Origin of the sequence: Paraburkholderia sp. Cy-641 (assembly GCF_011752945.1) — a bacterium.
Lineage (GTDB): Bacteria > Pseudomonadota > Gammaproteobacteria > Burkholderiales > Burkholderiaceae > Paraburkholderia.
Genome location: NZ_VWWM01000078.1, coordinates 18,544 through 29,903, shown reverse-complemented (window position 1 = coordinate 29,903; position 11,360 = coordinate 18,544). Strand labels below are relative to the sequence as shown.

Sequence of the window (11,360 nt, the reverse complement as noted above, 5' to 3'; positions counted from 1 at the left end):
AGCCGCGTGGCGCGAGGCACCAGAGCACGCCGACCGCCGCCGCGGCAAGCGCCCATGCAGCGGGTTGCGGCAACCACCAGAGCGTCCAGCGCGGCCCCGTCAACCCCTGCAGGCCGAGCGCGAGCACGTCGAGCAACGTATGGGCGACGTGCCACGCGAATGCGTCGAGCGGCGCGGGCAACGCAACGCCCGTGAGCACCGCCGGCGTGACGAGCAGACTCACCCACGGAATCGCGAACGCGTTCGCCAGCGGCCCGACGAGCGGAATCTGCGCGAACCAGTAGACGGTGAGCGGCGCGAGCGCGAGTGTCACCGCGATCTGCACGTGCACCGCGCCGCGCAGGCGCTCGACGAACGCACGCAAACGCCGACTCGAAGCGGCGCGCAGCGCCCGCAGGCCGGTTCCGGGGGCGGCCTCGTTGCATTCACCGCCGCATTCATCGCCGCGTTCGCCCCAACGTTCATCGCCCCGCCCGCGCAGACGGCTGCGCACGCGCGGCCGCCCCGACATCGCAAACAGAATCGCGCCGACCGCGCAGAACGACAGCCAGAATCCCGCCGACACGACCGCCCACGGATCGATCAGCAGCACGAGCCCGAGCGCCCACGCAAACACCGTCGAGCGCGCCAGATTGCGCCCGCCGACGAATGCCAGCGCGACGACCGCCGCCATCCACAGCGTGCGCTGCGCCGGCACGTTGAAGCCTGCGAGCGCCGCATGCAGGGCGGCAAACAGCGCACCGGCCGTCACGCCGACGATCTGCGCGGGCAACCGCAACGGCCACGCGCGGCCGAGCCAGCCCGAGCGCCGCCATACCGCGGCCGCCAGCCAGCCGGCCAGTCCCGCGACGAAGCCGATATGGAGCCCCGAAATCGCCACCAGATGACTCGTGCCGGTGCCGCGCATCAGTTGCCAGTCGGCGGCGCTCACTTCGTCCTGCGCGCCGGTCGCGAGCGCGACGACGATCCCGCGATGCGGCGCATCGGCGAGCACCGTGTCGATCCGCGCACGCAACGCGGCACGCGAACGGTCGACCCACACCGCAAGCCCGCGCGCATAGCCCGGCAAACGCACCGCGCGATCCGCCGCGCTTACGTAGCCGACCGCCCGCACGTTGCGCGCGAGCAGGCTCGCTTCGGCATCGCGCACGCCGAAGTTCGCATTGCCGTGCGGACGCTTCAACCGCACGGGCAGACGCCAGCGTTGACCGGGTTCGAGCGGCGGCGCCGGTGTGTCGCGAGCGATCCACGAGAGTTGAATCACCTGCGGAAAAGCGGCGAGCCCGGCATCGTTCGTCTCGACTTCGAACAGAAATCGCGCGCCTTTCTCGTCATGCGACGGCAAACCCTTGATGCTGCCGGCGACCTCGATATCGCGCCCTTCCCACGCGTGCGGCAGGCTCACCGCGAGCCGCGTGTGCGCGCGCACGGCGGCATAACCGAAGCCCGCGCAGATTGCCGCGCACCACACGGCGCTCCAGCCGATCACCCGCCGCACGCGCGCCTCGTCGTACATGCGGCACACGCAACACGCCCACCGCCACGCCGGCGAATCCGGCAACGCACACCCGTGTGCGAGCGGCAACGCGCGCCCGTACGCAAGGGGCGTCGCGGCGCGTTCCCGCAAGCCCCAAATCGCCACACCCAGCGCCGCGCCACCCAGCAAAACCAGCGTCCACCAGCCGGCCATCCGCGGCAATGCCGCCTGCCGCTGCAAGCCGATCACACCCAACGCAAAACCGCACCACACTGCTCGCATCCGCCCTCCGCGCCGCCCCACGCGAGGCGAACCCACGCGCGGCGAACAGGCGACAGCAAGCCCGCCGGGCGGGGGTGTCGCCCGGCGCGAACCCTTCAATCAATGGAATCGATTATGCAGAGGAAAGCGCGAGTCGCGGCAGCGCGGCGAGCGCGTTAGCCGTTGTGCCTAGGGCGGCTGAGTCGGGTGTGACATGGCGCAGCTGCGCGAGGCTCGCGCCGATTGCCGGAATCTGCTCGGGCGAGTTGCGCTGCCTGTACATCCACGACGGCGCGATGTCCGGCGCGTCGGTCTCGACGACGAGCGCATCGAACGGCAGTTGCTCGGCGAGACGCCGGATTTGCCGCGCGCGCTCGAACGTCAGATTGCCGCCGAAGCCGAGATGCAGCCCCTGGTCGAGATACGCCTGAGCCTGCTGGAAACTGCCGTTGAATGCGTGGGCGATGCCACGATGGATCTGATGCCGCCGCAGCCCCTTGATGACCTGATCCTGCGATTTGCGCACGTGGCAGATCACCGGCAGATCGAATTCGCGCGCGAGCTGCAACTGGCCGTTGTAGAAGAATTGCTGGCGCGCGTCGTCGAGACCTTCGACGAAATAGTCGAGCCCGATCTCGCCGATGCCGACGAAGCGCGGATCGTCGAGACTCGCCTCGATCTCCATGCGCAGCAGGTCGAGGTCGGCATCGTCGGCGCCGGGCGTGCAGAGCGGATGAATGCCGAGCGCGTACGCCCCGCCCTCGACGCGATGCGCGAGTTCGCGCACCGCCGCGAAATTCTGCCGCCCGATCGCCGGAATCACGATGCGCGAGACGCCCGCGCCGCGCGCGGCCGCCGCGACCGCGTCGCGGTCGGCGTCGAATTCGGCAGCATCGAGATGGCAGTGCGTATCGATCCACATGAGTCGTCTCGCAAGCGGCGGGCGCCCCCGCGCACTCAAACCGGTACCGGCGGCTCCTCGTGCAGCACGCCGTCGCGCAGCCGCATGATGCGGTCGCAGCGCCCGGCCAGCTCCGGGTCGTGCGTGACGATCACGAAGCTCGTTTCGAGCGTGCGCGACAGTTCGAGCATCAGGTTGAAGACCGTGTCGGCGGTACCGCCGTCGAGGTTGCCGGTCGGCTCGTCGGCGAGCACGCAGGCGGGCTTCGTGACCAGCGCCCGCGCGATCGCGACGCGCTGGCGCTCGCCGCCCGACAGCTCGCCCGGCCGATGCTTCGCACGATGCCCCATGCCGACCTGTTCGAGCACGGCAAGCGCCTCGCGGCGCGCGGCCTCGGTCGTCTCGCGGCGAATCCGCAGCGGCATCGCGACATTGTCGAGCGCGGAAAATTCCGGCAGCAGATGGTGAAACTGATAGACAAAGCCAAGCGCGCGATTGCGCAGATCGTTGCGCTCGCGCTCGGAGAGCTTCGTGAACGGCTTGCCGAGCACCGACACCTGGCCCGCGCTCGGATCGTCGAGACCGCCGAGCACGTGCAGCAGCGTGCTCTTGCCGGAGCCCGACGCGCCGACGATCGCGAGCTTCTCGCCGCGCCGCACGGAAAGCTGCGTATTGTCGAGCACCCGCACGTTCAGCCCGCCCTGCACGAACGATTTGGAAATGCCGGTTGCTTCGAGCACGTACGGATACGACGCGGGGGCCTGAGCGGTCATGGACGATTCGGTTGAAGAATGGGCAAGGCGGTCATTCATAGCGCAGCGCCTCCGCCGGACGGACCTTCGCGCCGCGCCAGCTCGGGTAGAGCGTGGCCAGCGCCGAGAGCACGAACGCGATGATGCCGATGCGCGCGACGTCGGCCGGAATCAGCTCGGACGGCAGCTCGCTGATGAAGTACACCGACGGCGGCAGGAACTGCACGCCGAACAGATGCTCGATCATCGGCACGAGCCACGGAATGCTCCACGCGATCAGGCAGCCGAGCGCGACGCCGGTCGCCGTGCCGATGAAGCCGATCGTCACGCCCTGCACGACGAAAATCTTCATGATCGAGCGGGGCTGCGCGCCGAGCGTGCGCAGGATCGCGATGTCGGCCTGCTTGTTGGTCACGGTCATCACGAGCGACGACACGAGGTTGAACGCCGCGACCGCGATGATCAGCGTGAGGATGATGAACATCATGCGCTTTTCGATCTGCACGGCCGAGAACCAGGTCTTGTTCTGCTGCGTCCAGTCGCGAATGTAGAGATCGCCCGACAGGGTGCGCGCGAGCTGATGCGCGACCTCGGGCGCGCGCTGCATGTCGGTCAGGCGCAGCCGCACGCCGCTCGGCGCGGGCAGCCGGAACAGCGCCTGCGCGTCCTTGATGTTGATCAGCGCGAGCGTGCTGTCGTATTCGTAATGCCCCGACTCGAAGATGCCGACCACCGTGAACTGCTTCAGGCGCGGCAGCATGCCGGCCGGCGTGATCGTGCCTTCGGGCGCGACCAGCGTGATCTTGTCGTTGACCTGCACGCCGAGATTGGCGGCGAGGTCCGCGCCGAGCACGATGCCGAAGTCGCCCGGCACGAGGTCGGTCAGCTTGCCGCCTTTCATTTCCTTGCCGATGTCGGACACCTCCGGTTCGAGCGTCGGCTCGACGCCGCGCAGCGCGACGCCGCTCACCGCGTCCTGGCGCGTGAGCAGCGCCTGCGCCTCGACGTACGGCGCCGCGCCGATCACTTCCTTGTTCTGCCGCGCTTCCTTCGCGGTCAGTTGCCAGTCGGGCATCGAGCCGGTCGGCGAAAAGATCTCGACGTGCGCGAGCACCGACAGCATGCGGTCGCGCACCTCTTTCTGAAAGCCGTTCATCACCGACAACACGACGATCAGCGCCGCGACGCCGAGCGCAATGCCCGACATCGACACCAGCGCGATGAACGAGATGAAGCCGTTACCGGTCGTGCGTTTGCCGGCGCGCGTGTAGCGCCAGCCAATCTGCCATTCGTAGGGAAATTTCAAGCGAATCCTTTTCTGCGTTCTTCGACTGAGTGCTGTGCACCACCGGCGCGTGGCGCCCGCCGTGCGGCCCGGGCGTCGTGATCGTTGGGCTCGCGACGGCGCGGATCGTTCCGCGTGGGGTGCGAAGCGCGGCCACCGCCTTCTGCGATCAAGCGCGAAGTTTGCCATACAAATGGCGCCGGATAATGCAACGGCCCGCAACGGCCGTGCCGGTCGTGTCCCGTGGCGCAGAACCGTATGGCGCGCGCCTGTCCTGCTAGTCCTGCAAGCGCGGCACGGGCGGGCCGGGGTTCGCTCCGGTTCGCCCGGCTCACGCGAGGCACCCGGACCGCCCGGCTGACTGACCCCGCTTATGTGCGTCCGGCATGCCCGTCCGATATCGATCCGATCCGGCATCGTCCTGCCTTACAACCTGCCCCGTGGCCGCCTCGCGGTGAGCGTTCCGGTCGAAATATTCGCACTCTTTACCCTACAATGCGCAACATCATGCCTGCCGACCGCCTCCACCTTCTGCTGCCGTTCGCGCTGCCCGCCGCGGCCGACGCCTCCACCGCCCTCCACGACATCCGCTGCCCGGCGCTCGACAAACTGATCGCGCGCGCGACGCTCGTCGAACGCGTGGTCGGCGAGGATTTTCAGCGCACGCTGCCGCACGAGCGCTGGGTCGCCCGGCAATTCGGCGCGCTGCCCGACGGCGCGACGTCCGCCGCCGATGAAGCGCCGCTCGCGCCCTACATGCTGCGCGCCGACGGCGGCGAACCCGGCAACGCGACATGGGCGTGCGTGCAGCCGGTGCACGTGCGCATCGCGCATGACCACCTCGTGCTGATCGATCCCGCTTCGCTCGACCTGTCCGACGACGAAGCGAGCGCGCTGCTCGCGGTCGCGCGTCCACTGATCGAGGAACTCGGCGTGCGCATCGAGGCGCCGAAGCCGGCGCGCTGGTATCTGTCGAGCAACGCGTTCGGTACGCTCGCGGGCGCCTCGCCGCTGCGCGCGAGCGGCCGCAACATCGAAATCTGGCTGCCGCACGAAGCGCATTCGGGCGAGCGCTCGCGCGCGTGGATGAAGCTGCAGAACGAAGTGCAGATGGCATGGTTCGAGCATCCGGTCAACGAAGCGCGCGAGGCGCGCGGGCTGCCGGCCGTCAATTCGATCTGGTTTCACGCGCAGGGCGCGGCGCGGCCGGTGCGCAGTCCGTTCGCGCAGGTGTTGTCCGATGCCACGGCCACGCGCGGCCTCGCGCTAAGCGCGGGCGTGGTAACGGGCGCGCCGCCCGCTTCGTTCGGTGAATTGACGGCGGCGCGATGCGGTGCGACGAGAGGCAAGCATGCGGACATGGCAAACGCCGCTGACGCCGCGTCGACCGGCGGTTCAGGCGGTTCAGGCGGTTCAGGCGGCAATCCTGGCAATGATGCCGGCGCCAGCGCCAACGACAACGTCGGTGGCACCGGCAGCCCGGGCCAAGGCGCCACGCTCGTCGAACTCGATCCGTTCTCCGCGCCCTACATCGAACAGGACTGGGCGCGCTGGAACCAGGCCTTCGCCGCGCTGCAAACCGACTGGTTCGAGCCCGCGCTCGCGGCCTTGCAGTCGGGCGAACTCGCCGAACTCGGCCTCACGCTGTGCGGCGACACCGGCTCCGTGACGCTGACGGTCACGCGCGGCGATCTGCGCAAATTCTGGCGACGGCGCGTGCTGGCCTCGCTGTTCATCGAGTGAGCCACCGCATGAGCCATCCCCTGAGCCATGCCATGCGCCACCGCCAGCCCCTTCGAATCCCCTACGGCCCTTTCGCATGACCCGAATCGTTACGCGCGCCTGCTCTCCCGTCGACGCCGAAGTCCTCACCCGCCACGGCCTGCATCCGGTGCTCGCACGCCTCTACGCGTCACGCGGCGTATGCCTGCCCGAGGACGTCGAAACCGGCCTCGCGCGGCTCGTGCCGCCCGCCGAACTGAAGGGCTGCGAAGCGGCCGCCGCGCTGCTCGCCGACGCGATCCAGCAACAGCGCCGCATGCTCGTCGTCGCCGATTACGACTGCGACGGCGCGACCGCCTGCGCGGTCGCGGTGCGCGGGCTGCGCATGTTCGGCGGCCGCATCGACTATCTCGTGCCGAACCGCATGGAACACGGCTACGGGCTCACGCCGGAGATCGTCGATCTGGCAGCGTGCGGCGCGGCCGGCAAGCCCGATCTGCTGATCACGGTCGACAACGGCATCGCGAGCGTCGACGGCGTCGCGGCCGCCAACGCGCTCGGCATCGACGTGCTCGTCACCGACCACCACCTGCCCGGCGACGAACTGCCCGCCGCGCGCGCAATCGTCAATCCGAACCAGCCGGGCTGCACGTTCCCGAGCAAGTGCCTTGCCGGCGTCGGCGTGATGTTCTACGTGCTGCTCGCGCTGCGCGCGGAGTTGCGCCGCCGCGGCGCGTTCGGCGAGGCATTGCCCGAACCGCGCCTCGACGGCCTGCTCGATCTGGTCGCGCTCGGCACCGTCGCCGACGTCGTGAAGCTCGACGGCAACAACCGCGTGCTGGTCGCGCAGGGTTTGCAGCGCATCCGCAAAAGCCGCATGCAGCCCGGCATCGCGGCGCTCTTTCGCGCCGCCGCGCGCGATGCGCGCAGCGCCTCGGGCTTCGACCTCGGCTTCGCGCTCGGGCCGCGCCTGAACGCGGCGGGCCGGCTGTCGGACATGTCGCTCGGCATCGAATGCCTGACCACCGACGACGTCGGCCGCGCCTGGGAACTCGCCCAGCAACTCGACACGATGAACCGCGAGCGCCGCGAGATCGAAGCCGGCATGCAGCAGCAGGCGCTCGACGATCTCTCGACGGTCAACCCCGAGGGCACGGCCACGATCACGCTGTTCAATCCGGGCTGGCATCAGGGCGTGATCGGCATCGTCGCGGGGCGGCTCAAGGAGAAGTTCCACCGCCCCTCGTTCACGTTCGCGCCCGCCGACGACAGCGGCCTCACCGTCAAGGGCTCGGGCCGCTCGATCGCGGGCTTTCACCTGCGCGACGCGCTCGATCTGATCTCGAAGCGCGAGCCGGACCTGCTCGTCAAGTTCGGCGGCCACGCGATGGCCGCGGGCCTGACGCTCGCCGCCGCCGACGTGCCGCGCTTCACGGCCGCGTTCGAAGCGGTCGGCCGCGAATGGCTGTCCGAAGAGGCGCTCGCGCGCACCGTCGAAACCGACGGCGAGCTCGAAGACGCGTACTTCACGCCGCAATTCGTCGAGATGCTCGACGCGGCCGTGTGGGGCCAGGGCTTCCCGGCGCCGGTGTTTTCGGGCGAGTTCGAGGTCGCCTCGCAGGCGCTCGTGAAGGACAAGCACCTGAAGCTGCAGCTGTTGCGCGGCCGCCAGCGCTTCAACGCGATCTGGTTCAACCATACCGATACGCTGCCCGCGCGCACGACCGTCGCCTACCGGCTCGCAAGCGATACGTGGAACGGCGTGTCGCGCGTGCAGCTGATCGTCGAGCATGCGGCAAGCTGACGCCGCCAGCGCACGCCGGCCACGGCCGCCCATGGCGCGCTCGCCCCGGCAGATCACGCCGTCCTTCGCGAAACCGCGAAAAATCTCCGCAAAATCAACTGCGAACACGCGCCGGATTGCCCCGAAGGCTCCGGCGCGGCGTGCCGATCGGCTATAATTTCACCTTTTTTACGAAGCTATAAAAGATCGACATGGAAGCGGAACGTCTCAACGCGATCGAAGCCTCTCTGGCCGACCTGCGCAAGCGCGCGGACGACCTACGGGGGTATCTTTGACTACGACGACAAAGCACTGCGTCTAATCGAAGTCAACCGCGAACTCGAAGACCCGGACGTCTGGAACGACTCGAAGCACGCCCAGGCACTCGGTAAGGAAAAGAAGCTGCTCGACGACACGGTCGGCAAGCTCACGTCGATCACGAACGACGTGCGCGACGCCCAGGACCTGTTCGAGATGGCGCGCGAGGAAGGCGACGACGACACGCTCGCCGCCTGCGAGGGCGATGCCCAGGCCATCGAGGCGCGCGTCGCCGACATGGAATTTCGCCGGATGTTCGCGAACCCGGCTGACCCCAACAACGCGTTTCTCGACATCCAGGCCGGCGCCGGCGGTACCGAGGCGTGCGACTGGGCTTCGATGCTGCTGCGCCAGTATCTGCGCTACTGCGAGCGCAAGGGCTTCAAGACCGAGGTGCTCGAACAGACCGAAGGCGACGTCGCCGGCATCAAGAACGCGACGATCAAGATCGAAGGCGAATACGCCTACGGCTTCCTGCGCACCGAAACCGGCGTGCACCGGCTCGTGCGCAAGTCGCCGTTCGACTCGTCGGGCGGCCGCCATACGTCGTTCTCGTCGGTGTTCGTGTACCCGGAAATCGACGACTCGATCGAAGTCGACATCAACCCGGCCGATCTGCGCATCGACACGTATCGCGCCTCGGGCGCGGGCGGTCAGCACATCAACAAGACCGACTCCGCGGTGCGGATCACGCACATGCCGTCGGGCATCGTCGTGCAATGCCAGAACGACCGCTCGCAGCACCGCAACCGCGCCGAAGCGATGGCGATGCTGAAATCGCGCCTGTACGAAGCGGAAATCCGCAAGCGTCAGGCCGAGCAGGACAAGCTCGAAGCCGGCAAGACCGATGTGGGCTGGGGTCATCAGATCCGCTCGTACGTGCTCGACAACAGCCGCATCAAGGATTTGCGCACCAACGTCGAAATCAGCAACACGAAGAGCGTGCTCGACGGCGACCTCGATCCGTTCATCAGCGCGAGCCTGAAACAGGGCGTCTAAGCGCGGGCGGCGCGGCCGGCATGGCATGGTATGGCCTGCGGTCCCCGATTGCCGTCTTTGCTCGCAGTCCGTTTGCCGCTATCCGTTGCTCGCAGTCCGTTTGCTTGCCCCGTTTTCCCAGTACCGCCTGAGGTTTTTACACTGACTGGCCTCCCGCGCGGAGCACTCCGCCGCGGGCCACCGAACACCAAATCATCATGACCGAACCGACCCAGCCCAATTCGGCCCAGCCGAACACCGCGCCCGAGGTGGACGACAACAAGATCATCGCCGAGCGCCGCGAAAAGCTGCGCGAACTGCGTGAGCACGGCGTCGCCTATCCGAACGACTTCCGCCCCACCCATCACGCCGACGACCTGCAGCGGCAGTACGAGCACAGCGACAAGGACGCGCTCGAAGCGAATCCGCTCGAAGTCGCGATCGCCGGGCGCATGATGCTCAAGCGCGTGATGGGCAAGGCGAGCTTCGCGACCGTGCGCGACGGCTCGGGTCAGATCCAGTTCTTCATCACGCCGGCCGACGTCGGCCAGGAGACCTACGACGCGTTCAAGAAGTGGGACATGGGCGACATCGTCGCCGCGCGCGGCGTGCTGTTCCGCACCAACAAGGGCGAGCTGTCGGTGCGCTGCACGGAGCTGCGTCTGCTGTCGAAGTCGCTGCGTCCGCTGCCCGACAAATTCCACGGTCTCGCCGACCAGGAAATGAAGTACCGCCAGCGCTACGTCGATCTGATCGTCACGCCGGAAACGCGCAAGACCTTCATCGCGCGCACCAGGGCGATTTCGTCGATCCGCAAGTACATGGCCGATGCGAACTTCATGGAAGTCGAAACGCCGATGCTGCACCCGATTCCGGGCGGCGCGGCGGCCAAGCCGTTCTCGACGCACCACAACGCGCTCGACATGCAGATGTTCCTGCGCATCGCGCCCGAGCTGTATCTGAAGCGGCTCGTGGTCGGCGGCTTCGAGCGCGTGTTCGAGATCAACCGTAATTTCCGCAACGAGGGCGTCTCCGTGCGCCACAACCCGGAATTCACGATGATCGAGTTCTACGCGGCCTACACCGACTACACGTGGCTGATGGACTTCACCGAACGCCTGATCCGCCAGGCCGCGATCGACGCGCTCGGCACGGCCACGATCACGTATCAGGGCCGCGAGCTCGATCTGAGCAAGCCGTTTCATCGGCTCACGATCACGCAGGCGATCCAGAAATACGCGCCGCAATACACGAGCGAGCAACTCGCCGACAGCGCGTTCCTGCGCACCGAGCTGAAGAAGTTCGGCGTCGACGCGTCGCAGCCGCAGTTCCTCAATGCGGGCGTCGGCGCGTTGCAACTGGCGCTGTTCGAAGAGACCGCCGAGTCGCAACTGTGGGAACCGACCTACATCATCGACTACCCGATCGAGGTGTCGCCGCTCGCGCGCGCGTCGGACAAGGTGGAAGGCATCACCGAGCGTTTCGAGCTGTTCATCACCGGCCGCGAGATCGCCAACGGCTTCTCGGAACTGAACGATCCGGAAGACCAGGCCGCGCGCTTCAGGAAGCAGGTCGACCAGAAAGACGCCGGCGACGAAGAAGCGATGTACTACGACGCCGACTACATCCGCGCGCTCGAATACGGCATGCCGCCGACCGGCGGCTGCGGTATCGGCATCGACCGTCTCGTGATGATGCTGACGGACAGCCCGAGCATCCGCGACGTAATCCTGTTCCCGCATCTGCGCCGCGAGGACTGATTGCCGTTGCGGGTTGCGGGTCGTTGCCGTTCGTGGCATGCGACCCGCGCAGACGTCTCCGAAAACGCCCGGCCCTGCCGGGCGTTTTGTATTACTCACTCGCATCCGCTCGCAAGGAAACGG

8 protein-coding genes are annotated in these 11,360 nt (G+C 67.7%); 4 read left to right on the top strand and 4 right to left on the bottom strand.

Annotation, left to right across the window (positions count from 1 at the left end):
• The 4 genes from F3J20_RS29055 to F3J20_RS29040 form a co-directional block, all read right to left on the bottom strand.
• On the bottom strand, window positions 1–1,759 hold a 1,759-nt coding region (locus F3J20_RS29055), incomplete at its 3' end, for a ComEC/Rec2 family competence protein (RefSeq protein WP_167285573.1).
• Window positions 1,760–1,871: 112 nt separating this feature from the next.
• On the bottom strand, window positions 1,872–2,660 hold the full coding sequence (locus F3J20_RS29050) for a TatD family hydrolase (protein WP_167285572.1): 789 nt from the start codon (window positions 2,658–2,660) through the stop codon (window positions 1,872–1,874).
• Between the two features lie 35 nt (window positions 2,661–2,695).
• Complete coding sequence (gene lolD, locus F3J20_RS29045) at window positions 2,696–3,451, bottom strand: lipoprotein-releasing ABC transporter ATP-binding protein LolD (protein ID WP_205193384.1); 756 nt, start codon at window positions 3,449–3,451, stop codon at window positions 2,696–2,698.
• Window positions 3,444–4,697 (bottom strand): lipoprotein-releasing ABC transporter permease subunit, encoded by a 1,254-nt coding sequence (locus F3J20_RS29040; protein WP_167049903.1) that lies wholly within the window; start codon window positions 4,695–4,697, stop codon window positions 3,444–3,446. The genes lolD and F3J20_RS29040 overlap by 8 nt, the downstream gene beginning before the upstream one ends.
• Window positions 4,698–5,171: 474 nt before the next feature.
• Between F3J20_RS29040 and F3J20_RS29035 the strand changes: the two genes are divergently transcribed.
• The 4 genes from F3J20_RS29035 (at window position 5,172) to lysS (ending at window position 11,237) form a co-directional block, all read left to right on the top strand.
• Complete coding sequence (locus F3J20_RS29035; RefSeq protein ID WP_167285571.1) at window positions 5,172–6,419, top strand: regulator; 1,248 nt, start codon at window positions 5,172–5,174, stop codon at window positions 6,417–6,419.
• A gap of 76 nt (window positions 6,420–6,495) precedes the next feature.
• Window positions 6,496–8,202 (top strand): single-stranded-DNA-specific exonuclease RecJ, encoded by a 1,707-nt coding sequence (recJ, locus tag F3J20_RS29030; RefSeq protein WP_167285570.1) that lies wholly within the window; start codon window positions 6,496–6,498, stop codon window positions 8,200–8,202.
• A 191-nt stretch (window positions 8,203–8,393) separates the two neighbouring features.
• Window positions 8,394–9,498 (top strand): peptide chain release factor 2 gene (gene prfB, locus F3J20_RS29025; RefSeq protein ID WP_167049897.1). Its coding sequence is split into 2 segments (ribosomal slippage): window positions 8,394–8,474 and window positions 8,476–9,498, totalling 1,104 coding nucleotides; the frame shifts between segments, so codons are not numbered across the junction.
• Window positions 9,499–9,695: 197 nt separating this feature from the next.
• Window positions 9,696–11,237 carry a lysine--tRNA ligase gene (gene lysS, locus F3J20_RS29020; protein WP_167285569.1) on the top strand — a complete coding sequence of 514 codons (1,542 nt, stop codon included), beginning with the start codon at window positions 9,696–9,698 and terminating at the stop codon, window positions 11,235–11,237.
• Window positions 11,238–11,360: the final 123 nt, after the last annotated feature.

Excerpts from the sequence above, each read along its gene's own strand:
- F3J20_RS29050 (WP_167285572.1), bottom strand. The coding sequence starts at position 2,660 with ATGTGGATCGATACGCACTGCCATCTCGATGCTGCCGAATTCGACGCC.
- lolD (WP_205193384.1), bottom strand. The coding sequence starts at position 3,451 with ATGAATGACCGCCTTGCCCATTCTTCAACCGAATCGTCCATGACCGCT.
- F3J20_RS29035 (WP_167285571.1), top strand. The coding sequence starts at position 5,172 with ATGCGCAACATCATGCCTGCCGACCGCCTCCACCTTCTGCTGCCGTTC.
- recJ (WP_167285570.1), top strand. The coding sequence starts at position 6,496 with ATGACCCGAATCGTTACGCGCGCCTGCTCTCCCGTCGACGCCGAAGTC.
- lysS (WP_167285569.1), top strand. The coding sequence starts at position 9,696 with ATGACCGAACCGACCCAGCCCAATTCGGCCCAGCCGAACACCGCGCCC.